Below are 24011 nucleotides of genomic sequence, written 5' to 3' on the forward strand. Positions count from 1 at the left end.
AGGGCGGGACGCTAACCAGCGAACGTGAGACGAGTCTTAAAGAAGCCTTCGGCGCGGGTTCACTCCACGAACAGGCCCCGCGCCGCCGCCCGGGTGTCGAACTCCTCGAGCCGGGCCTGCGCGTCCGGCAGGTCGTCGCACATCGCCTCCAGGAGCACCCGGCCGAGCAGCATCGGCGCGCACGCCGTGTCGAAGGCGAGCCCGGTGCCGACGGCGGCCGGCAGCAGCAGGTCGGAGACCTTGGCGACGGGCGCGAAGGCGGAGTCGGCGACGGTCACGACGGTCAGCCCGGACTCCTTGGCGTAGCCCAGGGTGTCCACGACCTCGCGCGGGTGCCGGGGCAGTGCGAAGCACAGCAGCGCCGAGGCCCCGGCGAGGACGGCCGCGTCGATGCGGTCGTGGATCATCGTGCCGCCCTCGTGGAGCAGCCGGACGTCCGGATGCACCTTGGCGGCGAAGTAGGCGAAGCCGTACGCCTGCGAGGCGGCGGCGCGCAGTCCGAGGACCGGGAGCGGCCGGGAGGCGGCCAGCAGCCGGCCGGCCTGCTGCACCGGACGCGGGTCCGCGAGCACCTCGGCGAGGTGCCTCAGGTTCTCGATCTCGGCCTCGACGGCCTGCTGGTACTCGTTGTACGACCCGTTTCCGGCCGCCTGTTCGGCGGGGACCACCTCGCGCAGGTGCTTGCGCAGCGCCGGGTAGCCGTCGAAGCCGAGGGCGACCGCGAACCGGGTGACGGACGGCTGGCTGACCCCGGCCAGTTCGGCCAGCTCCACGCTGGACAGGAAGGGCACGTCGGCGGCGCGCCGCACCATGCTGTGCGCGATGCGCCGCTGGGTCGGCGTGAGCCGGTGCCCCTCGAAGAGCGCCTGCAAGCGAGTCGCAGGGCTGTCGGTCACGTTCATGACGTGCTCCCCCTCCAGATGTCCGTGAACCGGTCGAGCAGCCCGGCCGCCGCGGTGACGTCGTCCGTCAGCGGCCGGTCGGCCGGGTCCGCCTCCAGCGCCGCCTCGGCGAGCTCCAGCGCCCGCCCGGCCCCGAGCCCGGGGTCGGGACGCAGCTCGCGCTGGCGCAGCGCCCGTACGGCGGCGACGAGTTCGCAGCCGACCACCAGACGGTACGCACGGCAGGCGCGCAGCGTTTGACGGGCGGCGAGCGAGGCGAAACTGGCCTGCTCCTCGACGCCTCGGGAGAGTACAGCGTGCCCGAGGGAGGCGGGCGCGGAGAAGGCGCGCAGGTCGCCGAGGGCGGCGCCGGCGGCGTACTCCAGGATCATCACGCCGGAGGAGGCGGGCTCCTGGTCGGCGAGGAAGGGGCGCAGGCGGGTGAAGGCGGGCTCGTTGAGGGAGGAGAGGCGGGACGTGGACAGGCGTGCGACCTGGGTGACGGCGAGCCGGAAGTGGTCCAGGGCGAGGGCGAGCTGGGCCTGGTAGAAGCCGCCGTGGTGGTAGGCGGCCAGGTCCTCGGGGGAGATGAGGGGGTTCTCGGCGGCCGCGTTGATCTCGATCGCCAGCACACCTTCCAGGGCGTCGGCCGCGTCGTGGGCCGGGCCGTGGATCTGGGGCAGGCAGCGGAAGCCGTACGGGTCCTGGATCCGGCCGAGCGGCGGGGTCGGCCGGTCGGCGGCGCCGATCAGCTCCCGCATCCGGCGGGCGACTTCGACGCTCCCCCGGTGCGGGCGGGCCGCGTGCACGGGCGCCGCGAACGCCTCGTGGGAGCCGTCGACGGCCAGCAGTGACAGGGCCGCCACCACCTGGGTGGCCTCGATCAGCCCGCGCAGTTCGTGCAGGGCGAGCGCGGACTGGCCGAGGGTGAGGGCGTTGCTGCTGATCAGGGCGAGGGCGTCGTTGTTGTCCAGCGGCTGGGCAGCCGGCGCCCCGGTGCCCCGCCAGGGGTGCTCGCCCGCCAGCGCGAGGCCCATCTGCGCGAGGGCCGCGATGTCCCCGGTGCCGACCGAGCCGAACTCGTTGACGATCGGGTAGGCGCCCGACTCCAGCGCCTCGCACAGGGCGGTCACCACGGTCGGCCTGAGGCCCGCGCCGCCCGCCAGCAGCTGGTTGGCGCGCACCGCGAGCATCGCGCGGACCTGGCGGGCGGGCAGTTCGTCGCCGATCGCCCCGGCGTGGCTGCGCAGCAGCCGCAGCCCGTGTCCGGCGGCGGCCTCGGTGGGCACGTCCTCGTTCCGGTTGGCGCCGACGCCGGTGGAGCGGCCGTAGACGCGGCCGGTCGCGGCGATCTGCCGGGCGGCGTTCCAGGACTCCTCCGCGCGGCGCATCGCCTCGGTGCCCGGGACCGGGCGGGCGGTGCCGTCGGCGAGGTGTACGACGTCCTCGACCCCCATGCCGATGCCGTCGAGGACCACCAGACCGGAATGCGCTATTCCAGGAGTGTCCACGATACGAGACGACATCACGCCCAAACCTCCCTCAATCCGGACACCTGGTCTTGTCCATCGGTCATCCGTTACCTCGGATTAACGCGAGACCGTTGACAACCTATTCACCTACCGAGAACTCTGCATGACGTTATACAGCCGGGCAAGGGACATCTCATGATCCAGTTCGACGCGGTCCACAAGCGCTTCCCCAACGGCACCACAGCAGTTCACGATCTCTCCCTGGAGATGCCGGAGGGCGGGGTCACCGTCCTGGTCGGCTCCTCCGGTTGCGGCAAGACCACCACCCTGCGGATGATCAACCGGATGGTCGAGCCGACCTCCGGCACGATCAGGGTGAACGGCAAGGACGTCACCGAGCAGGACGCCGCCGAACTGCGCCGGTCCATCGGGTACGTCATCCAGCAGGCCGGCCTCTTCCCGCACCGCACGGTGCTGGACAACGTCGCCACCGTCCCGCTGCTGCTCGGCTGGAACCGGAAGAAGGCCCGCGCCCGCGCCGCCGAACTCCTGGAGACCGTCGGCCTCGCCGCCGACGCCGGAAAACGCTACCCGCACCAGCTCTCCGGCGGCCAGCAGCAGCGCGTCGGCGTGGCCCGCGCCCTCGCCGCCGACCCGCCCGTGCTGCTGATGGACGAGCCGTTCGGCGCCGTCGACCCGGTGGTGCGCACCCAGCTCCAGGACGAACTGATCCGGCTGCAGAAGGAGTTGAACAAGACCATCGTCTTCGTCACGCACGACGTCGACGAGGCGGTCCGGCTCGGCGACCGGATCGCGATCTTCCGCACCGGCGGCCACCTGGTCCAGTGCGCCCCGCCCGAGGAACTCCTGGCCCGTCCGGCCGACGACTTCGTGGCCGGCTTCCTCGGCGCCGAACGCGGCCTGAAGCTGCTCTCCCTGAAGACCCTCGCCGAGGTCCCGCAGGGCCCGGCACCCCAGGGCGGCGCCTGGACCCTCGTCCTGGACGCGGCGGGCAGGCCCCTGCACTGGGCCGCGAAGGACGCCGAACTCCCCCTCCGGCCACTGGCCGACGGAGACTCGCTGCTCGCGGCGCTCGACGAGTCGATCGCCTCCCCGACCGGGCTCGTCGCCCGCGTCGACGCCGAGGGCAGGCTCACCGGCGTCTCGTCCCGCGACGACATCCACGCGCACGCCGGCCAGGCGCACAGCGCGGCCCGGGTGGTGGCGGCATGACGATCGACTGGTCGTGGATCGGCGACCACACCGACGACCTCACCAGCCTCACCCTCTCCCACCTCCAGGCCGCGATGACCGCCGTCTTCTTCGGCCTGGTGATCTCGCTGCCGCTCGCGGTCCTCGCCCACCGGGTCCGCCCGCTGCGCGGCTTCCTGCTCGGCCTGTCCAACGTGCTCTTCACGATCCCCTCGATCGCGATCTTCGTGCTGCTGCTCCCGGTCAGCGGCCTGACCCGGACCACGACCGTCATCGGCCTGACCGTCTACACGCTGGTCGTGCTGCTGCGGAACACGGTCGAGGGCCTGGACTCGGTCCCCGCGAAGACCAAGGAGGCGGCGAAGGCGATGGGCACCCGCCCGCTGCGCACGCTCCTCACCGTCGAACTCCCGCTGGCCCTCCCCGTGATCATGGCGGGCGTCCGGATCGCCACGGTCATGTCCATCTCGCTGGTGAGTGTCGCCACCTACATCGGCGACGGCGGCCTCGGCCAGCTCTTCACCGACGGCTTCCAGCGCGACTTCCCGACCCCGGTGATCGTGGGCGTGGTCCTCACGATCCTGCTCGCGGTGGTCGCGGACGCGCTGCTGGTGGCGCTCCAGTACGTACTGACCCCGTGGCGGCGGAGGCGAGCCTGACATGTTCGAACTCTTCAAGAACCTCGGCACCTGGCTGACCAGCGGCTCCCAGTGGGCCGGGCAGGACGGCATCGCCCACCGCCTCGCCGAGCACCTCCAGTACTCGCTCCTCGCGACCCTGATCGCGGCCGCGATCGGCCTCCCGCTCGGCCTGCTGATCGGGCACACCGGCAAGGGCGCGTTCCTCGCCATCAACCTGGCGTCCTTCGGCCGCGCCCTGCCGACCGTCGGCCTGGTGGTGCTGGTCTTCCTCGCGGGCGGCCTGTCGATGCTGCCGGTGTACGTGGCGCTGGTCGCCCTCGCGGTCCCGGCGATCGTCACCAACACCTACGCCGGCATGACCGCCGTCGACCCGGACGTGAAGGACGCGGCCCGCGGCCAGGGCATGCGCGGCCACCAGGTCCTCCTCCAGGTCGAGTTGCCGCTCGCGCTCCCCCTGATCATGACGGGCCTGCGCCTCGCGCTCATCCAGGTGGTGGCCACGGCCACCGTGGCCGCGTACGTCTCCTTCGGCGGCCTCGGCCGCTACGTCTTCGACGGCCTCGCCCAGCGCGACCTCGTCCAGGTACTCGGCGGCGCGGTCCTGGTCGCGGTCGTCGCCATCGTCCTCGACCAGCTCCTGAGCACCCTCCAGCGCTTCCTCTTCCGCCACCGCACCGCCTAGGGAACCCGCCCATGAACCGTCGCACCCTCCTCGGTGGCCTGCTCGCCGCCGGTTCCGTCCCCGCCCTCGCCGCCTGCTCCAGCGGCATCACCTCCCTGAACGAGAGCAGCGGCTCGACCGCCGGCGGCGGCTCCAGCAAGGGCGGCCTCACCATCGGCACCGCCAACTACACCGAGAACCAGGTGCTCGGCTACCTCTACGCGGCCGTGCTCCAGAAGGCCGGCGTGAAGGTGAAGGTGCGCCCGAACCTCGGCACCCGCGAGATCGTGATCCCCGCGCTCAAGGCGGGCGACATCGACCTGCTGCCCGAGTACCAGGGCGCCCTGCTCAACTACCTCGCCCCGAAGGACACCTCCGACGAGCCGGGCACCATGCAGAACGCGCTCACCCTGGCGCTGCCGGCCGGCCTCCAGGTGCTGCCGTACGGGCAGGCCGCCGACTCCGACTGCTTCGTCGTCACCCGGGCGACCGCGCAGAAGTACGGCCTGACCTCCCTCGCCGACCTGGCCAAGCAGAACGGCAAGCTGGTCATCGGGGCCGCGCCCGAGGTGAAGAAGCGCCGGGTGGGCGTGGTCGGCCTCCAGGAGGTGTACGGCGTCGAGTTCAAGGAGTTCAAGTCGCTCGACTCGGACGGGCCGCTGGTCAAGGGCGCGTTGAAGAAGGGCGACGTGGACGTGGCGAACCTGTTCACCACCGACACCGACATCGCCGCCAACGACTGGGTGGTGCTGACCGACCCGAAGAACCTGATCCCCAGCCAGCGCACCGTCCCGCTGATCGCCGACCGCAAGGCCGACGACACGGTCCGCAAGGCCCTCGCCCGGCTCGGCAACACCCTCACCACCGAGCAGCTCACCCAGCTCAACAGTCAGGTGGACAACGACAAGAAGGACCCGGAGGACGTGGCGGCCGCGTACGCGAAGCAGCACGGGCTGGCCTGACGGGAAACGCGCGGACCGGCGGGCGGGGCCGGGCACCCTCCGTGCTCACACCGCCTACCACTCCGCCGTCGGCGCGGTCGCCAGGCAAGGAGGGCGACTTCGGACGGTCGAGCAGGAGCGCGCCGGAGAACCCTGCGGCGTATCGTCTCGGCGGCGGACCGGTTCGGGAGGAACGGCTACGCCGGCACCATGCTCGACGACATCAGCCGCGACGCGGGGGCTCAAAGGGCGCGCGCTACTTGGCGCCCTGTCCGGCGGGGCGAGGAGGATCAAGGGCGGCCTGCTCGCCGGCCGCGGGGGTCCGTTCGAGGACATGGGTGCTGCCCTCGGGGTGGAAGCGGGCCAGCCTGCGCGGCGGCACGATGCTGGGCAGCAGCAACTGCCACATGAGGGTCGTTCGCTCGGGCAGGTCCGCGCGGCCGCTCAGCACCTGGGAGCTGAGCTGGAGTCCGGTCCAGGAGCCGACGATCAGCGCGGCCACCCGCTCGCAGTCGACGTCGGCCTTGACGTCCCCGCCCTGCTGGGCCTCGACCAGGCACTTACGGAAGACCTCGATCCACCTCGTGTACGGCTCGCTGACGATGCCGGTCTTGGAACTCTGGTCGGTCACCAGCCGGATGCCCGCGCGCACCCGGACGTTCTCCACCAGCTGCCGCGCCATGCGGTGGAGTATGTCGATGACGGACTGAACGCCCGGGCCGCCCACGTCCGCGGCGGAGTCCAGGACGGAGAACTGCTCGTCGACGAGGACCTGGGCGAGCTCCTCCTTCGACGTGAAGTGGAAGTAGAGAGCGCCCTTCGTCACCCCGGATTCCTTGACGATGTCGCCGAGGGTCGTGCCGTGGTACCCCTCGGCATCGAAGGCGCGCGCCGCGCCTTCGAGGATGGCGGCGCGGGTGACCTCCGCGCGTTCCTGCCTGGCCATGGCCCAACCCCTTCACTACGTGACCCGAGCTGTCACCGCGTCGTCCTCTTGGCCTTAAGTTTTCCTCTCCCCCACACAAAAAACCAACTAACTGGTACTGTTTTCCGCGACGCTTCCCCCGCCCCCAGTACGTCCGCCCCGACATGTACGCAGGTCAGAAACGTCTCCCAGGGGGGTATCCGATGCGTCCCCCCTCCCTCCTTGCTCAGAATCTGCCGGGAACGCGCGAGAACGCTTGGGCCGGCGGGTGTCGGCGCCGGGTATCGCACGGTCGATGATCGGGCCAAGGATCATTAAACAGCAACAGAACGTAACGTTTCCGCCGCGTACAGTGATGAACGTCATCAGCGCCAGCACCTGAGGAAGCGTCATGGCCCCGAACCCCACGGCCCTTCCGACGGCCACCGCCGTCGGCGCGCCGGCCGTCGCGCTCGTACCGGCGGCCGTCGTCCCCGACTCGGCGAGCGCGGCCCTCGACGAACTGCTCCAGGGCAACCGGCGGTACGCCACCGGCCGCGCCCGCCGCGGCCGGGCCGCCGCAGCGGTTCCGTTCGCGGTGGTGCTCGGCTGCGTGGACTCCGGGGCCGCCCCGGAACTGGTCTTCGACCAAGGCCTCGGCGACCTGCTGACCATGCGGACGGCCGGTCAGGTGCTGGACGAGGCGGTGCTCGGTTCCCTCCAGTACGGCGTGCAGGAACTGCGCGTCCCGCTGGTCGTGGTCCTCGGCCACGAGGGCTGCGGGGCCGTCGCCGCCACCCTGGCCCGGCTGCGCACGGGCGCGCCCGTCCCCGGTCACCTGGAACTCCTCGTCGACGAGATCGCACCGGCCGCCCGCCGCACCAGGGCGCTGCCCGGCGACTGGGCCGAGCACACCATGCGGGCCCAGACGATGTGGGCGCGGGACGCGATCCGGGCGGACCCCGGGTTCGCGGGGGCGTCGGTGGTCGCGGCCCGGCTCGACGCAGGCAGCGGGCTGGTGTCGCTGCTGCCCTGAGGGCGGTCCCCCCGCCGGATGCGGGGGATTTCCCCAGTGCGAGGGGCTTTCCGGGCCCCTACCGTGGACGCCATGACGGACGTTCACGACACCGAGCTGAAGAAGGACCTCGCCGCCACCCTGCACGCCCGCAGGGACCTGGGGCCGGAGTACGAGTCGGAACTGGTCGACTCGTTCCTGGAGAAGATCGACCGGCGCATCGACACCGCGGTGGAGCGCAGGCTGCGCCGCGGCCTGGCCGAGCAGCGGATGCAGGCCGCCCGGGGCGCGGGCAGGACCAGGGGCACCGACTCCTGGGGCGAGCGCTTCGGCTTCGGGATCGTGTCGCTGGTGCTGGCGATCCCGCTCTCCGCGATCAGCGGCGCGTTCGGCGGCGTGACGGGCGTGATCGTCACCTGGATCGGCATCGTCGGCGTCAACGCGACCCAGGCCGTCCGCCTCAACCCCGGCCTGTTCCAGCGGGGCGACCACGGCCAGGGGGACTGACCGGCACCGCACCGGGGCCGCCTCACACCTGCCGGGTCGGCTGGACGACGACCTGCCGCAGGTTGACGTTGCGGGGGCGGCTCACCACGTAACCGACCAGGTCGGCGAGGTCCTCGGCGGCCAGCGCGCCCATCCCGTCGAACATGCCCGCCACCTGCTCGCGCAGCTCCTCGCCCTCGATGTGGGTGCCGAGCTCGGTGTCCGTCAGACCGGGTTCGACGTTGGTGACCCGCACGTCACGCGGCCCGAACTCGGCGCGCAGGGACTGCGAGAGGAAGGTGACGGCCGCCTTGGTGGCGCCGTACACCGCGAAGGTGGGGAAGACGAGGTGGGCGCCGATGGACGACACGTTGACGAGGTCGGCGGTACGGCCCTCGGCCGCGGCCGCCACCAGGTCCCCGGTGAAGGCGCGCAGCACTCGCAGCACACCGGTCACGTTGGTGTCGAGCATGCGCTGCCACTCGTCGATACGGCCGTCGTCGACGGGGTTGGGCAGCATGACGCCGGCGTTGTTGACGACGAGGTCGACGCGCCCGAAGGCCGCGTGCACGGCGTCTGCCGCAGCCTGCACGGAGGCGTCGTCGGTGACGTCGGCGACCACGGCGAGGGCCTCACCGCCGTTCGCCCGGATCTTCGCCACGACCGTCTCGAGCCGGTCCGCCCGCCGGGCGAGCAGCGCCACCCGGGCGCCCGACTCCGCGAGCCGGAGGGCCACGGCCGCCCCGATGCCGCTGGCGGCGCCGGTGACGACGGCGGTACGGCCGGACAGGTTGTCGTACGACATGAGGTACTCCCTGGTGAAGTGCCGCCGGGACCGCCCCGGTGGCGTGTCTCCACACTCGCCGGGGCCGGGCGGCCTACCCAGGGCTGAGCTTTTCCTGGGTCTGGCAGAACCAGGTTGGAAGGACGGGACTCCCCTACGATCGAACCCATGGACGGGGAACTCGGAGACTTCCTGCGCTCGCGCCGCGCCCGCATCCAGCCCGAGGAGGTGGGGCTGGCCTCGCACGGGCGGCGCCGCGTACCGGGCCTGCGCCGCGAGGAGGTGGCGCAGCTGGCGGGGGTGAGCGTCGACTACTACATCCGTCTGGAACAGGGGCGCGGGCCGAGCGTCTCGGACGCGGTCCTGGACGCCGTCGCCCGGGTCCTGCGGCTGGACGAGACCGAGCACGCCTACCTGCTGACGGTGGCCCGCCCGCACAAGAAGGCCGGCACCACGCGCCCCCCGGCCCGGCCCCGCGTCCGCCCCGGCGTACAGCTGCTGCTGGACGGCATGGAGCGGACGCCCGCGTTCGTGCTGGGCCGCCGGATGGACGTGCTGGCCTGGAACGCGCTCGGCGACGCGGTGAACGGGTTCAGCGCCCTGGCCCCGGCCGAGCGGAACATCCCGCGCCAGGTCTTCCTCGACCCCGCGGCCGCGGGCTTCTACCCCGACTGGGCCGCCGTCGCCGCCCAGACCGTCGCCAACCTGCGCATCGACGCGGGCCGCCACCCCGACGACCCCCGCATGGCCACGCTGGTCGGCGAACTCTCCCTGAAGAGCGAGGACTTCCGCAGGCTGTGGGCGGACCACGAGGTCCGGGAGTGCGCGTTCGGCACGAAGCGCATCCAGCACCCGGTGGCGGGGCTGCTGACCCTCCCCTACGAGACCCTCACGGTCCCGACCGACCCGGACCAGACGATCGTGGCGTACACCCCGGAGCCGGGCTCGGAGACGGCGGAACGGCTCACACTGCTGGGCAGTTGGAAAGCGACGACGGCCCCCACCACCCATTGAGGAACCACGACGGCGAGAACCACATCCGCGAGAGCGGCGGTGGTTTAGCCGCAAAGGGGTGTGCGCGGGGACCGCCGCACCCCCTAGTAGGGGGGCGGGACGACGGCGGTCCCCGCGAGGGACATGGACCGGGTCAGGGCCGGGTCTCACGTCCGGGCGTCCATGGAGGTCCGGGAGCCGCTCCGGAGGTCCTTGGACGTTCGGTGCCGGCCGGGGCGGGGAGCCGCTCCCGCCCTGCCGACAACCACTAATGTGCCGGACCCGTGTTAAGCGGGTGCTGCGCGCACGTGACACGCTCGTACCACTTCCGCGAAGTCCACCACGTGGACAGGGAACAGCAAGTTCCGCGGTGTCACGGGCCGTTCACCGGACGTTCGTTACTGCTTGCCGCCCTTGGCGAGAAAGGCCAGCAGGTCCTGCCGGCTGATGACGCCGGTGGGCTTGCCCTCGACGAGGACGATCGCGGCGTCGGCCGCGCCCAGCACCGTCATCAGGTCCCCGACCGGCTCGCCGGAGCCGACCTGGGGCAGCGGGGCGCACATGTGCTTCTCCAGCGGGTCCTCCAGGGAGGCGCGCTTGCTGAACAGCGCGTCGAGCAGCTCGCGTTCGACGACCGAGCCGACGACCTCGGCGGCCATCACGTCCGGGTGGCCGGCGCCCGGCTTGACGACAGGCATCTGCGAGACGCCGTACTCGCGCAGCACCTCGATGGCCTGCCCGACGGTTTCGTCCGGGTGCATGTGGACGAGGGAGGGGATGGTCCCGGCGGCCTTGTCGCTGAGGACGTCAGCGACGCGGGCGCTGGGGCCCTCGTCCTCCAGGAAGCCGTAGTCGGCCATCCACTCGTCGTTGAAGATCTTGCTGAGGTAGCCACGGCCGCTGTCCGGCAGCAGGACGACGACCACGTCGTCCGGGCCGAGCCGCTCGGCCACCCGCAGCGCGGCCACGACGGCCATCCCGCAGGAGCCGCCGACCAGCAGGCCCTCCTCCTTCGCCAGCCGCCGGGTCATCTGGAAGGAGTCCTTGTCCGAGACGGCGACGATCTCGTCGGCGACGGTCCGGTCGTAGGCGGTCGGCCAGAAGTCCTCACCCACACCCTCGACGAGGTACGGCCGCCCGGAGCCGCCCGAGTACACGGAACCCTCGGGGTCGGCGCCGACGACCTGCACCCGGCCGTCGCTGGCGTCCTTCAGATACCGCCCGGTGCCGGAGATGGTCCCGCCGGTCCCGACGCCGGCCACGAAATGGGTGATCTTCCCCTCCGTCTGCTCCCACAGCTCGGGGCCGGTCGAGTGATAGTGCGAAAGGGGGTTGTTCGGGTTGGAGTACTGGTCCGGCTTCCACGCGCCGGGCGTCTCACGGACCAGCCGGTCGGAGACGTTGTAGTACGAGTCCGGGTGCTCCGGGTCGACGGCGGTGGGGCAGACGACGACCTCGGCGCCGTACGCCCGCAGCACGTTGATCTTGTCGGTGCTCACCTTGTCGGGGCACACGAAGATGCACTTGTACCCCTTCTGCTGGGCCACGATCGCGAGCCCCACCCCGGTGTTCCCGCTGGTCGGCTCGACGATGGTCCCGCCGGGCTGCAGCTCGCCGCTCTTCTCCGCGGCCTCGATCATCCGCAGCGCGATGCGGTCCTTCACGGACCCGCCCGGGTTGAAGTACTCGACCTTGGCGAGGACGGTGGCCTGGATGCCCTGGGTGACGCTGTTGAGTCTCACCAGCGGGGTGTTGCCGACGAGGCTGATCATCGAGTCGTGGAATCGCACCGTTGTCTCCGGTTGCTTGCAAAAGGTGTGGTCCTGTTTGTGCCGCCAGCCTAAGGCCCCGCTCCGGAGGTTCACTCCCCGTTGAGATTGACGCACGGGCTGTACGGGGCAAGGAGTGGATGAGCGGCAACGAGGAGGTGGCGGCGACGCATGACGAACATGTCGAGGGCGCGGGTGGCCCGGCGGATCGCGGCCGGAGCGGCGTACGGCGGTGGCGGGGTCGGGCTGGTCGGCGCGGCCGCGGTGGGCCTGGTGCTGGCCGAGGTGCGGATGGCCAGGACGGCGGTGCACAACGGCACCAGCGGCGGCCGGGTGCCGGTGGCGGACGGCCGCTACGGCGACGGTTACGGCGCCTCCGGTGAGCCGCCCATCCGACTGACCATGCTCGGCGACTCCACGGCCGCCGGGCAGGGCGTGCACCGCGCCGCCCAGACCCCGGGTGCGCTGCTGGCGTCCGGCCTCGCCGCGGTCGCCGAGCGCCCGGTGATGCTCAGCAACGTGGCGCTCCCCGGCGCCCAGTCCGACGACCTGGACCGGCAGGTCGCCCTGGTGCTGGGCACGGCCTCGCCCGTCCCCGACGTCTGCGTGATCATGATCGGCGCCAACGACGTCACCCGCCGCATGCCGCCGACCCGCTCGGTCCGCCACCTCTCGGCGGCCGTCCGCCGGCTGCGCACGGCGGGGGCGGAGGTGGTGGTCGGCACCTGCCCCGACCTGGGCACGATCGAGCCGGTACGGCAGCCGCTGCGCTGGCTGGCCCGGCGGGCGTCCCGGCAGCTGGCGGCGGCCCAGACCATCGGGACGGTGGAGCAGGGCGGCCGCACGGTGTCACTCGGCGACCTGCTCGGCCCCGAGTTCGCGGCCCATCCGCGCGAGCTGTTCGGCCCCGACAGCTTCCATCCCTCGGCGGAGGGGTACGCCACGGCGGCGATGGCGGTGCTGCCGACGGTCTGCGCGGCCCTGGGTCTGTGGCCGGCGGACGAGGAGCGCCCCGACGTCACCCGCCGCGAGGGCTTCCTGCCGGTCGCACGGGCCGCGGCGGAGGCGGCGGCCGAGGCCGGCACGGAGGTCACGGCGGCGATGCCGACGGGTCCGCGCGGACCGTGGGCTCTGCTGAAACGCCGCCGGCGCCAGCAGGTGGAGCCACTCCCGTCCGACCCCGCGTCCGAAGAGGCGAGATCGAGGGCGGGTACGACCGACTAGGGCGAGGCGGGCCGGCGGGACAGCGCCCCGTCAGGGGCGCGGGGAACTGCGCGACCAGCCCCCACCGGACCCGCACGGACCCACTCCCCTCGGCACCCAAAAAGCAAGCGCTTAGAAAGTGCGGCCAGTGTCACACTCCGACACCGGTGACCGATGACTTACGTACAGGTAACTTCCGAAGCGGCCCTGCCAACCCCCTCATTGGAGCCGTGATGCCCGAAGCCGTCATCGTCTCGACCGCCCGTTCCCCGATCGGCCGTGCCGTCAAGGGCTCCCTGAAGGACCTGCGCCCCGACGACCTCACCGCGACGATCATCCAGGCCGCCCTCGCCAAGGTTCCCGAGCTGGACCCGCGGGACATCGACGACCTGATGCTCGGCTGCGGCCTCCCCGGCGGCGAGCAGGGCTACAACCTCGGCCGGATCGTCGCCGTGCAGATGGGCATGGACTTCCTGCCCGGCACCACGATCACCCGCTACTGTTCCTCGTCCCTGCAGACCAGCCGCATGGCCCTGCACGCCATCAAGGCCGGCGAGGGCGACGTCTTCATCTCGGCCGGCGTCGAGATGGTCTCCCGCTACGCCAAGGGCAGCTCCGACGGCCTCCCGGACACCACGAACCCGATCTTCGCCGAGGCCCAGGCCCGTACCGCCGCCACCGCCGCGTCGACCGGCTCCACCTGGCACGACCCGCGCGAGGACGGCCTGCTCCCCGACCCGTACATCGCGATGGGCCAGACCGCCGAGAACCTGGCCCGCATCAAGGGCGTCACCCGCCAGGACATGGACGAGTTCGGCGTCCGCTCCCAGAACCTCGCCGAGGAAGCCATCAAGAACGGCTTCTGGGAGCGCGAGATCACCCCGGTGACGCTGCCCGACGGCACGGTCGTCAGCAAGGACGACGGCCCGCGCGCCGGCGTCACCCTGGAGGGCGTCGCGGGCCTGAAGCCGGTCTTCCGCCCCGACGGCCTGGTCACCGCAGGCAACTGCTGCCCGCTCAACGACGGCGCCGCCGCGGTCGTCATCATGAGCGACACCAAGGCCCGCGAGCTCGGCCTGACCCCGCTCGCCCGGATCGTGTCGACGGGCGTCACCGGCCTCTCCCCCGAGATCATGGGCCTCGGCCCGGTGGAGGCGAGCAAGCAGGCCCTGAGCCGCGCCGGTCTCACCATCGACGACATCGACCTGGTCGAGATCAACGAGGCGTTCGCCGCCCAGGTGATCCCCTCCTACCGCGACCTGAACATCCCGCTGGAGAAGCTGAACGTGAACGGCGGCGCCATCGCCGTCGGCCACCCCTTCGGCATGACCGGCGCCCGTATCACCGGCACGCTCATCAACTCCCTCCAGTTCCACGACAAGCAGTTCGGTCTGGAGACGATGTGCGTCGGCGGCGGCCAGGGCATGGCGATGGTCATCGAGCGCCTCAGCTGAGTCCCGTACGACCCCCGCTTCACCCCTGAGTGACCGTCACGGGACCCACCGTGACACCGCGGCCCGGTGTTCGAGAAAACCCCGAACGCCGGGCCGATTTGTGATCCAATCTCCCCCAGGATGTGACGTATCTCCCTCTGAGGGGGTATCACCGCAGGTCAGCGTGGCTGTCCAGGCAAACGGCAGGACCAAAGTCCTGTCCGTTTCGTGACGTTACGCACTGACAGCTTGATAGTCCACCCTTCAAGCTGATGTAGGAAGTCGGGGGTCGACTTTGAACCGGGAGTACGTCAGTGAGCGCCATGCCGATCGCCTTGCTGCTCACCACGGCCGCCACGGGCGCCGTGGGCGTCGCTGTCCTGCGCACCGTACTGAAGCTGCGCCGTCAGGTCGCCGAGCTGCACACCCAGCTTGCCCAGAACCAGGCCGCGACGCTGCGCGCCCTCATGCCGGCGGCTCGCAGCCATGCCGACGCCGAGGAGATACGCGCCGCCGTGGCGGAGGCGCTGGCCGAGGAGCGGGAGCGGGAGCTGGCCGAGGCACGTGCCTTCTGGGCCGCGCAGGAGGCGCGTGACGCCTCCGACGCGCCGTCGCTGCTGGGCCTGGCGGACGGCGAGCCCTTCCTGCCCCGGCAGACGGACTTCGTGGGCCTGGAACCGGTCGCCGAGCCGACCGCGGAGAGCGACGAGTTCGCCGGGGAGTCCCCGGAACTGGCGGCGGCCCGCCGCCGTCACCCGTCCCATCCGGACTTCGTGCCGGTGCAGTCGCCGGTGGTGAACGACCACGAGCGTACGGTCGCGACGCTGGAGCAGCTGGCCGAGTCCCAGGTCGAACTCTCCGACGTCCGCCCGGGCCCGCTGGGCACGCTGGACGTCTACGTCTTCGCCGACGGCACGACCCTGTGCATGACGCCGGGGCACCGGGAGACGGCGGAGCGGCTGGCCGCGGCGCTGGGCGCGGGCGAGACGCCGTACCTGCTGGGTGGCTCCGGGATCTCCGGCGCCTACACGCTGACGTTCGCGTGCGGCGAGGAGAACGTGTACATCCTGGCGGACCGGGTCATAGCGTCGCTCTGAGGTGCTTGGCCGGGTGCGGGTGCATGGGGCTTCTCGCGCAGTTCCCCGCGCCCCTAAAGGGGCGCACTGCAGCGCACCTTTCTTTTAGGGGCGCGGGGAACTGCGCGAGCAACCCCCTCGCACCCGCACCCGAGAACGCACGGCGGCCTCACACCCCCGCCCTCTTCTGCGCCTCCTCCACCAGCCGCACCGCATCCCCCACCTCGGCGTCGTTCTTCAGCACCACCGCCAAGTCGTTCCCGGCCACCGTGATTTGGTCGGCCACCGCGAACATCCCCGCGTCCGGCATCTCCCGGCTCTCCGCGCCCGGCTCCTCGACGGCCTGCGCCCAGCGGGCCAACTCCCTCGCCAGTCCCAGCGCCTCCGCGGCGGCGCCCCGCTGCAGCCGGCTCTGCGGTGCCGCCCTCAGCTTGTCGGCGAAGTGTTCCACTGCACGGGTCAGAGGCGTCGTATCAACCACGCCGTGAGCGTAACGCGTGCCACCGGCTGTCCTGTCACGACTGTTGCCAACACGCCAACACTCAGGCACGGTGACGTGAAGGACCGGCTACAACCCCCTTTGCGCACCGGAGGCGCCGATGTCCCAAGTCTTCTCCGAGGAGACCCATCGCAACATGCTCGCCCGCATCCCCCACTGCACCGGTCGTGAAGTGTCCGACTGGCTGCGTACCGTCGACGAAGGCCCGGCCCTCTTCCGCTTCGAGGAAAAGGTCAGCTGGCTCCGCCACGAGCACAACCTCGCGTACGGCCACGCGAAGGCGTTGATCCACGAGTACGACCTGAGGAGGGCCGCGCGCAAACTTCTCTAGGCGCGCACGCACACAGACGGCGAAGGGCCCCGGGGCGGTGCCCCGGGGCCCTTCTCACTTCTCCTGGCGCGGCTAGTCCCTGCTGAAGATCGCCACCAGGCGCAGCATCTCGACGTAGATCCACACCAGCGTCATGGTGAGGCCGAACGCGGCCAGCCAGGCCTCGTTCTTCGGGGCGCCGTAGGCGATGCCGTCCTCGATCTGCTTGAAGTCGAGGGTCAGGAAGAACGCGCCGAGCAGGATCGCGATGACGCCGACGAGCGCGCCGAGCGGGCCGAAGCTGCGCAGTCCGCCGTTGTCGGCGACGCCGAACGCGACCAGCAGCAGGTTGACCGCCATGACCAGCACGAAGGCGATGGCGATGGCCATGCCGATGCGGGCGTAGCGGGCGGTGACGCGGATCCAGCCGGCCTTGTAGACCAGCAGTGTCGCGGCCGAGACCGCCAGGGTGCCGAGCACCGCCTGGAACGGGGCGCCGCTCCACCGGCTGTTGTACATCTCGCTGATGACGCCGAGGAAGACGCCCTCGAACGCGGCGTATCCCAGGATCAGCGCGGGCACCGGGGTGCGCTTGAAGCTCTGGATCATGGCCAGGACGAACGCGATGATCGCGGAGCCGACGGCCAGGCCGTAGCTGGTGGCCGAGATCGGCAGCAGCGCCCAGGCGAGGATCGCGCCGACGGCGACCGTGCCGAGCGTCATGCCCGAGCGCATGACGACGTCGTCCATCGTCATCCGGCCGGTGGTGGTCGGGGCCTGCGGCGGGGCGCCCTGCTGGAGGTCCTGCTGGGCGTACGGGTTGTTCGCGTACGGGTTCTGCGCGTACGGGTTGCCCTGTGCGTACCCGGCCTGCGGCGCGGTGTTGAAGCCCGCGTAGCCGTTGTCGCGGCTGAACCCCCGTCGCGAGAAGACCGGGTTGCTGCTCCTCATTTCACTCCTCCATGGCCACCTTGCGCGGCCTTGGCGTCAAGAGTAATGGATTGGCAAAAGACTGACCCTACTACCTGCGGAGGATCTTTCCCTCACCGTGCTGCGCAACACGCTACGCGGAGCCCTGATTCCCGGCCACGGAGGGCTTCATTCCATGACGAAGCCGGAACACGACCGGAACCGGCCGGAGATCCCTCAGGCGTCCAGCGGGAAGCCGGTGTACGCCTCCGCCAGGTCGGTCTCGGCCGCCCGGGAGGACGCGATCCGGCCGAGCCGGGCCAGCTGGAGCCGGGCGTCGAAGGGGGTGTCGCCGGGGCCGGGGTGGAGCATGCTCGTCATGTCGTACGAGAACCGCTCGGCCTGCCAGACGCGACGCAGGCAGGTCGCCGAGTAGGCGTCGAGCAGTTCCGGGGAGCCGGTCTCCTTCTCGTGGACCAGGGCGCGGGCGAGGGTCACGACGTCGCCCACCGCCAGGTTCAGCCCCTTGGCGCCGGTGGGCGGCACGATGTGGGCGGCGTCCCCCGCGAGGAGGAGCCTGCCGTGCCGCATGGGCTCGTGGACGTAGGACCGCATGGGCGTGACCGACTTCTGGGTGATCGGGCCGCGCTCCAGGCGCCAGTCGTCGTCGGTCTCGAAGCGCCGCTCCAGCTCGTCCCAGATCGCCTCGTCGGTCCACTCCTCCGCATCGGTGCCGGCGGGGACCTGCAGGTAGAGGCGGGACACGGACGGGGAGCGCATGGACAGGAGGGCGAAGCCCCGCTCGTGGCGGGCGTAGACCAGCTCGTCGTGGGAGGGGGCGACGTCGGCGAGGATGCCCAGCCAGGCGTAGGGGTAGGCGCGTTCGAAGACCCGGGAGAGGGGCTCGGGGAAGGCGGCGCGGGCGACGCCCCAGAAGCCGTCGCAGCCGGCCACGTAGTCGCACTCCAGGACGGACTCGCGGCCCTCGTGCCGGAACCGGATCCGCGGCCGCTCGCTCTCGGCGCCCTCCACCGCCAGCGCCTCCGCCTCGAAGAGCAGCGGGCCGCCCTCCTTGAGCTGGAGGGCGATGAGGTCCTTGCAGACCTCGGTCTGGGCGTAGACCGTCACGGACCGGCCGCCGGTGAGGCCGGGGAAGTCGACGCGGTGGCGCTGCTTCGCGAACCGCAGCTCGATGCCGTCGTGGCGCAGCCCCTCGCGGTCCAGGCGCTCCCCGGCGCCGGCCGCACGCAGCACGTCCACCGTGCCCTGCTCCAGGATCCCGGCGCGCTGGCGGTGCTCGACGTAGGAGCGGTCGCGGCTCTCCAGGACGACCGAGTCGATGCCCGCGTTGTGCAGCAGCCGCGCGAGGAGGAGCCCGGCGGGTCCGGCTCCGATGATGCCGACGGTGGTGCGCATCGGTCGTTCCCTTCGATGTTCGTCACGGTGCACATCTCGATGCACTCGCGATGTTCGTCTGGTGAAATTTAGTTCACTCCATTCCCCTGAGTCTCCGCCCGCCCATACCCCATGTCAATGGACACACCCGATGTCGACGCGGCCCACGCGGCCGGCCGCCGGGTCCGCGGAAGGCGGTCGTGGGCCCGGCGGCCGGTGTGCGGGAACCTGCGGGACGGGTCAGTGACCCGGCCAGCCGTCCAGGTGGCGGTGGAGGGTGACGTCCTTGGCCGGGTCGCCCTTCGGGGCGTTCGCGACCGCGTCGTGCAGGACGGCGGTGACCTCGGCGGCGAGCCCGTCGGCCTTCGTGCGCAGTTCGTCGGCGGGCAGGGTGGAGCGGGTCAGCGCGTCGAGACGGCGGTGGATGTCGTCGAGCTTGTTCTGGGTGGCCCCGTCGAAGCGCAGCGCGGTCGGCGTGGAGACCACGAACTGGTAGGCCCCGGCGAGGGTCTGACAGCCCGTGCACTCCTTGTTGGCGGCGTCGCTGAGGTTCACGGCGTTCAGGTGGGTGTGCTCCCCGGCGATCGTGACGATCTGGAAGGAGAGGGCCACCGAGCGGCAGTGGTCGTCCGCCGAGCAGCCGGCCGAGACGGCGTTGGCCTGGTTGCGGACGCCGGCGGCGTTCACGGTGCCGAACTGGCGGACCGTGAAGGAGTCCCGGATCTGGGTGTGGTGCCCGCGGTCGGCGTGGCTGAAGACGTGGTCGGAGACGACCGCGGCGTGCGGGGCCGCGGTGGCCGCCTGCGCGGGTACGGCGGTGGCCGCCCCGGCGACCCCGGCGGCGAACAGGCCGATCCGGACGGCGCGCCGGGTGAGCGGACCTGGGGTGGTGCGGGTTTTTCGGTGACTGCTCATGGAGTGCTCCTGTGCTCCTGCGGAAGATTGTTCGAGACGGCCCGTCAGGACGTGGCCGGGGCCGGGCTCGGCGGCGGGTCGGTGGCCGGCGGCGGGGACGGGCTGGGGGTCGGGGAGACCGGGATGCTCTCCGACGGAGTGGGCGTCGGCGACGCCGGGACGCTCTCCGGCGGCGAGGACACCGGCTCGGTGACCGGTCCCCCGCTGGCCGGCGCCTGCGACTTGGTGGGGCCGGTCTGCCCGGGGTTGCCGGGCACCGAGGCGGAGGGCGACGCCGAGGCGGACGCGCCGCGCGACGTCTCCCCGGCCGAGGGCCCGGCGCTCGCTCCGGCCTGGCCGGACGGCCCGCCGGACACGGTGTCCGAGGGGGCGCCGGAGTCCGCCGGCCGGTCCGGGGTCGAGGCCTGCCGCGCCGGCGGCGGTTCCGTGGTCGGCACCCCCGGCTGGAGGATCGGTGCGATCGGCGGCTGCTTGGGCAGCGGCTTCGGGGTCACCCCGGACATCCAGGCGTAGCTGAGCCCGGTGAGCCCGGCGAGGGCGAGGGCGCAGATCGCCAGCCGGAGCCTCGGCCGGCCCGCCGTGGAGCGCTGCGCGGCCCGGAAGATCCGGCCGCCCATCTTCACGGACAGGTAGACGACACCGGCCATCGGGCACAGCAGCATCACGCAGCCGATCGTCCCGACCAGCCCCTCGACCACCTGGCCGTGCACGAACGCACCGCCGGTGCCGAGGAGCTGCTCGGTCAGCGAGCGGGTCATCGTGGTGAGGATGCGCGGCAGGTTCCACAGCGCGTACCCGAGTTCGCCGATGATCAGCGGGACCATCGTCAGCACCCAGGTGGCGACGATGGCCCGCGCCGACTTCTTCAGCCCGGCGACCTCCTGACGTGCCCGGTCCCCCCTCGGTCCCGGCACCAGGCCCAGCAGGATCGGCTTGATCTTGCCGTACAGGTCCGGGACCCCGGCCAGGTCGCCGAGGATGTAGTAGCCGTCCAGCCGTACGGCCGGCATCAGCTGTTCCATGATCTCGAAGTGCCCGAGATACACCGTGGCCAGGAAGAACTGGGCCCCGGTGGCGAAGTAGGCGCCGGCCATCGCCAGCATGAAGACGACGTTGAAGTAGACGCCCCCCAGGTCGGTGCGGAGCCGGCCGCCCCGTCCGATCCGGTAGACGTCGGTGACGTCGGTGTACATCGAGGGCCAGATGAGGAAGAGCCCGCACCCGATGCAGCCGGGCCGGGCCCCTCCGTATCTGCACGCGGAGGCGTGTCCGAACTCGTGGAAGACGAGGGAGGCCACGGTGAGCACGAAGACGACGAGGATCAGGACCGGCTGGTCGAGCACCTCCAGGACGGGCTCGATCGCCCCGAAGAACCCGAACAGCCAGACGTCCATGGCCACGGCCGAGCCGAGCACCAGCGCGACCACGGCCGGCCGGTGCAGCCACGCCAGCGAACGCGCGATCTTCGCCGTACGCCGCTCGTTGAAGATCACCCGGTGGCCCTTGAGGGCGAGCAGCAGGTCGGAGCGCGGGGCGTCGACCTCGTCGTCCTCCTGGCCCTCCGGGACCGTCACGCCCAGCGGTTCCAGCTTCTTCTCGACGAGGTAGCGGATGTTCTCACCGCTGACCTCGCGTCCGAAGCGGGCGCTGACCCGGTGCGCGATGGCCTCGGCATCGCGGACGCCGTCGACCGACGACGCCACCAGGTACAGCAGCCTGGACAGCTGCACGACCTGCCCGTCCCCCCGACGGGCGATGTACTTGGGCTCGGTGAACCCCGACCCCTGGTACTCACCGTGCAGCCGCAGCCCCGCGCTGAGCCTCGGGACCGGCGAGGGCGGGTCGACCACCGGCAGGGTGCCCGTCGCCACCTGCTCGTAGGTCACCGGCCAGCCGCCGGGTCCGGGCACCGGGCCCGTGTCGTAGAGTGCGGCGGCTCCGTCCCCGAGCACCGTCATGTGTGGTCTCCCCCCGGATCCCCGATGTGTTCCCCCCGAACCGCCGGGAGCGCCACCGCCGGGGCGACGGCGGTGGCGCTCCTGGGAACTACTGGGTGACGCTGATCGTCTGCGCGGCCGACGACTCGGCGGCCGACCAGGCGCTGTGGTCGTTCAGCGCGGCGGACTGGTTGGACGCGTCGATGTTCGCGATGTGCTTGGTGACGTTGACCGTCTTGCCGAAGCTGAACTTCAGGCGGCCGAGGGCCTCACGGCCCGGGAGCAGCTCGGCGGACTCGTTCTCCAGCTCGTTCATGTCCATGCTCATGACGGATGTCCCTTCGTTTCGTGTGCGGTGAGGTTGAGGTCGATCTCGGTGCCGGCGCCGTGCGCCAGGGCGGTGTTACTGGGTGACGCTGATGGTCTGACCGGCGCCGGAGTCGGCCACCGACCACGACGAGTGGTCGTTCAGCGCGGCGGACTCGTTGTGGGCGCTGATGTTCGCGACGTGCTTGGTGACGTTGACCGTCTTGCCGAAGCCGAACTTCAGCCGGCCCAGGGCCTCACGACCCGGCAGCAGCTCCGCGGACTCGGCCTCGAGCTCATGGGCGTCCATCATGATCATTTCCCCCTCAGGGATAGACATTTCCGATCGGAACGAGTCAGGTTCCCCCCGGACTCTGTCCAATCTGGTCGGACGTGCTGTCCAACGAGATTGGACACTACGGGCTCGGGAACCCGCCGCGCAACCCCTTCGGAAAATCACCCTCTCGGCCGAACGGCTACCCGCCCGTAGAATCGGCCGCGACATGGCAGGACCCCGCAGGCGGCGAGCAGGAAGTGACGGTCAGTGGCCAACGCACTGCAGCAGTTGATCCGTGAGCACCTCGACCGCAAGGGCTGGTCCTACGGCGACGTGGCACGGCGCGGCGGCATCCCCCGCTCCACCGTCCACCACCTGGCCACCACCGAGCGCGTGGTCCGCATGCCCCAGGCCACGACCCTGGAGGGCCTGGCCAAGGGCCTGGAACTCCCGCTCGAGGCGGTGCGCCGCGCGGCCGCCGAGGCCTGCGGGATCCACGTGTACGACACCTCGCCGGCCGCCGGTCCGGACGGCGCCGCGGACGCCGGCGCCGCCGACCCCGAGGTCGCGCTGCTCATCGCCAGTGTCCAGAAACTGTCGGCCGACGACCGCCGGCACGTCACCGCGCTCGTCGAGTCGCTGCTGGACCGCGCGCCCCGCGAGAAGTGAGCGCCGCCGGGCCCTTCCCGGGCACTCTTCCGTCAAGTCGGAAAAAGAATCCAACTCCGCACGAAAGCGTCAAGATCCGCCGCTAGTCTCTGCCTCACTGCCCGGGAAACGCGAGAGCCGCACGACCACGGGCTCTCAGGGGGACATGTGTTGTTCGTGCACGGCGGGCCGGCGACGGCCGTGGTCCGCAAACCCGACGGCGAGTCCGTCGTCCTGCTCGCCGGGGAACTTCCCGAGGTCCTGACCGACACCTCGGTCACCGAGCTCCTGGACCTGGCCGCCGCCATCCTGGACCCGGCCGAACTCGCCCTCTTCGAGGAGTGCCTGCGCACCCTGCGCCGCAACGGCATGCGCGCGGGCCGCCGCATCGAGGTGGACGGGGCGGTCCTGACCGTCTACGAGGGGTGAGCCGCTCGGCGCGCGGCCGGGTTGCACATCGCCCTGATAATCCAGTGCACGATTCACCGCTATGGCATTGAGGGCGTGATCCGCTCCCTCGACGGAATCGGCTCGGTCCACAGCGCCGACTTCGGCGTCGACGAAATGAGAACCCGGGAACGCCGGCAGTTCGACGCGGTACTGGCGTCCGCGGACGATCTGGCGTCCGACGACGCCCGCGACGCCATCCGCGGACCGTGCGGCCACGGCAACAGGTGTTGCTTATCCATTCGATGTCGTTCAGGCGGTAGTCTGGCAAGGTGTTGGAACCCACCGCCGGGACCTCGGGGAGCCGCGTCGACCCTCGCGTGCTCAGGACGCGTGCGCTGCTACGGACGGCCGCGCTGGAACTGGCATCGGAACGCGACGCCGACACCATCACGATGGCCGACATCGCGGAACGGGCCACCGTGAACCGGGCCACGGTCTATCAGCACTACAAGGACCGGGACGAGCTGCTGCTCGCCGCCATGGAGAGCGAGATCACCGCTCTCGCCCGCGCGGCCGCGCGCTGCCCGCTCGCCTGCCCGCCGGACCGGATGCCCGCCGAGCTCGTCGAGCTCTTCCGGCATGTGGAGTCGAACGCCAGGCTCTACCGGCAGATGCTGGGACCGAACGGTACGGCCAGGTTCGTCAACCATCTCCGTGACCTGCTCGCCGACGAGGTCACGGCGCAGATGGACGCAGCGAGTGCCCGGTCCGACGGGGCGCCGCCGAACGACCTGCGGGCGCACTACGTCGCGGGCGCCTTCGTCGGCCTGATCACCCGATGGCTGACGAGGCCGGACCTGCTGTCCGCCGAGGCCGTGGCGGCCGCTGCGTGGGAGGGACTGCGGCGCGCCCCCTGAGGTCGCCGGCCCGTTACGCCTCGCCGGCCAGCGCGTG

26 protein-coding genes are annotated in these 24011 nt (G+C 71.5%); 14 read left to right on the forward strand and 12 right to left on the reverse strand.

Annotation, left to right across the window (positions count from 1 at the left end; translation table 11 throughout):
• Nucleotides 1-59 precede the first annotated feature (59 nt).
• Together ACFY0K_RS14165 and ACFY0K_RS14170 are read right to left on the reverse strand one after the other, a co-directional pair.
• Nucleotides 60-902 carry a MurR/RpiR family transcriptional regulator gene (locus ACFY0K_RS14165; protein WP_390640058.1) on the reverse strand — a complete coding sequence of 281 codons (843 nt, stop codon included), beginning with the start codon at nt 900-902 and terminating at the stop codon, nt 60-62.
• Complete coding sequence (locus ACFY0K_RS14170; protein WP_382724496.1) at nt 899-2407, reverse strand: aromatic amino acid ammonia-lyase; 1509 nt, start codon at nt 2405-2407, stop codon at nt 899-901. Before ACFY0K_RS14170 ends, ACFY0K_RS14165 begins: the two co-directional genes overlap by 4 nt.
• Before the next feature lie 141 nt (nt 2408-2548).
• Here ACFY0K_RS14170 and ACFY0K_RS14175 point away from each other — a divergent pair, with 141 nt between their 5' ends.
• The 4 genes from ACFY0K_RS14175 to ACFY0K_RS14190 are packed head-to-tail and all read left to right on the forward strand — an operon-like array spanning nt 2549 to nt 5829.
• Nucleotides 2549-3586, forward strand: a complete 1038-nt coding sequence (locus ACFY0K_RS14175; RefSeq protein WP_390640059.1) for an ABC transporter ATP-binding protein — start codon at nt 2549-2551, stop codon at nt 3584-3586.
• A complete protein-coding gene (locus ACFY0K_RS14180) occupies nt 3583-4224 on the forward strand; it encodes an ABC transporter permease (RefSeq protein WP_093502111.1) in 642 nt (213 codons plus the stop codon). Before ACFY0K_RS14175 ends, ACFY0K_RS14180 begins: the two co-directional genes overlap by 4 nt.
• Before the next feature lies 1 nt (nt 4225).
• On the forward strand, nt 4226-4888 hold the full coding sequence (locus ACFY0K_RS14185; RefSeq protein ID WP_351961809.1) for an ABC transporter permease: 663 nt from the start codon (nt 4226-4228) through the stop codon (nt 4886-4888).
• A gap of 11 nt (nt 4889-4899) precedes the next feature.
• Entirely contained in the window at nt 4900-5829 is a 930-nt protein-coding gene (locus ACFY0K_RS14190) for an ABC transporter substrate-binding protein (protein WP_390640060.1), read from the forward strand.
• Nucleotides 5830-6064: 235 nt separating this feature from the next.
• On the opposite strand, the gene ACFY0K_RS14195 is transcribed toward ACFY0K_RS14190, so the two are convergent.
• Nucleotides 6065-6754: a ScbR family autoregulator-binding transcription factor gene (locus ACFY0K_RS14195; RefSeq protein WP_390640061.1), complete on the reverse strand. Its 690-nt coding sequence runs from the start codon at nt 6752-6754 to the stop codon at nt 6065-6067.
• Between the two features lie 370 nt (nt 6755-7124).
• Between ACFY0K_RS14195 and ACFY0K_RS14200 the strand changes: the two genes are divergently transcribed.
• Nucleotides 7125-7748, forward strand: a complete 624-nt coding sequence (locus tag ACFY0K_RS14200) for a carbonic anhydrase (RefSeq protein ID WP_351961812.1) — start codon at nt 7125-7127, stop codon at nt 7746-7748.
• Nucleotides 7749-7820: 72 nt separating this feature from the next.
• Entirely contained in the window at nt 7821-8234 is a 414-nt protein-coding gene (locus tag ACFY0K_RS14205; RefSeq protein WP_390640062.1) for a hypothetical protein, read from the forward strand.
• A 22-nt stretch (nt 8235-8256) separates the two neighbouring features.
• Here the strand turns inward: ACFY0K_RS14205 and ACFY0K_RS14210 are convergent, their stop codons facing one another.
• Nucleotides 8257-9018, reverse strand: coding sequence for an SDR family oxidoreductase (locus ACFY0K_RS14210; protein WP_390640063.1), 762 nt, complete (start codon nt 9016-9018; stop codon nt 8257-8259).
• A gap of 147 nt (nt 9019-9165) precedes the next feature.
• Between ACFY0K_RS14210 and ACFY0K_RS14215 the strand changes: the two genes are divergently transcribed.
• Nucleotides 9166-10011: a helix-turn-helix transcriptional regulator gene (locus ACFY0K_RS14215; RefSeq protein ID WP_390640064.1), complete on the forward strand. Its 846-nt coding sequence runs from the start codon at nt 9166-9168 to the stop codon at nt 10009-10011.
• A gap of 377 nt (nt 10012-10388) precedes the next feature.
• Here the strand turns inward: ACFY0K_RS14215 and ACFY0K_RS14220 are convergent, their stop codons facing one another.
• A complete protein-coding gene (locus ACFY0K_RS14220) occupies nt 10389-11780 on the reverse strand; it encodes a cystathionine beta-synthase (protein ID WP_352365408.1) in 1392 nt (463 codons plus the stop codon).
• A 150-nt stretch (nt 11781-11930) separates the two neighbouring features.
• On the opposite strand from ACFY0K_RS14220, the gene ACFY0K_RS14225 reads away from it, so the two are divergent.
• The 3 genes from ACFY0K_RS14225 (at nt 11931) to ACFY0K_RS14235 (ending at nt 15492) form a co-directional block, all read left to right on the forward strand.
• Nucleotides 11931-12983 (forward strand): SGNH/GDSL hydrolase family protein, encoded by a 1053-nt coding sequence (locus tag ACFY0K_RS14225; RefSeq protein WP_390640065.1) that lies wholly within the window; start codon nt 11931-11933, stop codon nt 12981-12983.
• 212 nt (nt 12984-13195) lie between these two features.
• A complete protein-coding gene (locus ACFY0K_RS14230) occupies nt 13196-14416 on the forward strand; it encodes an acetyl-CoA C-acetyltransferase (protein WP_351961818.1) in 1221 nt (406 codons plus the stop codon).
• Between the two features lie 293 nt (nt 14417-14709).
• Nucleotides 14710-15492: a hypothetical protein gene (locus ACFY0K_RS14235; protein ID WP_382724508.1), complete on the forward strand. Its 783-nt coding sequence runs from the start codon at nt 14710-14712 to the stop codon at nt 15490-15492.
• 148 nt (nt 15493-15640) lie between these two features.
• On the opposite strand, the gene ACFY0K_RS14240 is transcribed toward ACFY0K_RS14235, so the two are convergent.
• Nucleotides 15641-15952 carry a hypothetical protein gene (locus tag ACFY0K_RS14240; protein ID WP_351957346.1) on the reverse strand — a complete coding sequence of 104 codons (312 nt, stop codon included), beginning with the start codon at nt 15950-15952 and terminating at the stop codon, nt 15641-15643.
• A 118-nt stretch (nt 15953-16070) separates the two neighbouring features.
• Here ACFY0K_RS14240 and ACFY0K_RS14245 point away from each other — a divergent pair, with 118 nt between their 5' ends.
• A complete protein-coding gene (locus ACFY0K_RS14245; RefSeq protein WP_093502087.1) occupies nt 16071-16301 on the forward strand; it encodes a DUF4287 domain-containing protein in 231 nt (76 codons plus the stop codon).
• Nucleotides 16302-16373: 72 nt separating this feature from the next.
• Here the strand turns inward: ACFY0K_RS14245 and ACFY0K_RS14250 are convergent, their stop codons facing one another.
• From ACFY0K_RS14250 to ACFY0K_RS14275, 6 genes are all read right to left on the reverse strand, one after another.
• Nucleotides 16374-17231, reverse strand: a complete 858-nt coding sequence (locus ACFY0K_RS14250; protein WP_390640066.1) for a Bax inhibitor-1/YccA family protein — start codon at nt 17229-17231, stop codon at nt 16374-16376.
• A gap of 195 nt (nt 17232-17426) precedes the next feature.
• Nucleotides 17427-18605, reverse strand: coding sequence for a 4-hydroxybenzoate 3-monooxygenase (locus ACFY0K_RS14255; RefSeq protein WP_390640067.1), 1179 nt, complete (start codon nt 18603-18605; stop codon nt 17427-17429).
• 219 nt (nt 18606-18824) lie between these two features.
• Entirely contained in the window at nt 18825-19499 is a 675-nt protein-coding gene (locus tag ACFY0K_RS14260; RefSeq protein WP_390640068.1) for a hypothetical protein, read from the reverse strand.
• Nucleotides 19500-19543: 44 nt separating this feature from the next.
• Entirely contained in the window at nt 19544-21457 is a 1914-nt protein-coding gene (locus ACFY0K_RS14265; protein ID WP_390640069.1) for a hypothetical protein, read from the reverse strand.
• Between the two features lie 88 nt (nt 21458-21545).
• Entirely contained in the window at nt 21546-21764 is a 219-nt protein-coding gene (locus ACFY0K_RS14270) for a hypothetical protein (protein WP_351957341.1), read from the reverse strand.
• A gap of 75 nt (nt 21765-21839) precedes the next feature.
• On the reverse strand, nt 21840-22055 hold the full coding sequence (locus ACFY0K_RS14275) for a hypothetical protein (protein WP_150134605.1): 216 nt from the start codon (nt 22053-22055) through the stop codon (nt 21840-21842).
• Nucleotides 22056-22286: 231 nt separating this feature from the next.
• Between ACFY0K_RS14275 and ACFY0K_RS14280 the strand changes: the two genes are divergently transcribed.
• The 3 genes from ACFY0K_RS14280 to ACFY0K_RS14290 all read left to right on the forward strand — a co-directional run bounded on the left by ACFY0K_RS14280 (nt 22287) and on the right by ACFY0K_RS14290 (nt 23974).
• Nucleotides 22287-22688, forward strand: a complete 402-nt coding sequence (locus ACFY0K_RS14280) for a helix-turn-helix domain-containing protein (protein WP_390640070.1) — start codon at nt 22287-22289, stop codon at nt 22686-22688.
• 147 nt (nt 22689-22835) lie between these two features.
• Entirely contained in the window at nt 22836-23096 is a 261-nt protein-coding gene (locus ACFY0K_RS14285; protein ID WP_390640071.1) for a hypothetical protein, read from the forward strand.
• A gap of 290 nt (nt 23097-23386) precedes the next feature.
• Nucleotides 23387-23974 carry a TetR/AcrR family transcriptional regulator gene (locus ACFY0K_RS14290; RefSeq protein WP_390640072.1) on the forward strand — a complete coding sequence of 196 codons (588 nt, stop codon included), beginning with the start codon at nt 23387-23389 and terminating at the stop codon, nt 23972-23974.
• Nucleotides 23975-24011: the final 37 nt, after the last annotated feature.

Source organism: Streptomyces sp. NPDC001507 (genome assembly GCF_042894765.1).
GTDB lineage: Bacteria > Actinomycetota > Actinomycetes > Streptomycetales > Streptomycetaceae > Streptomyces.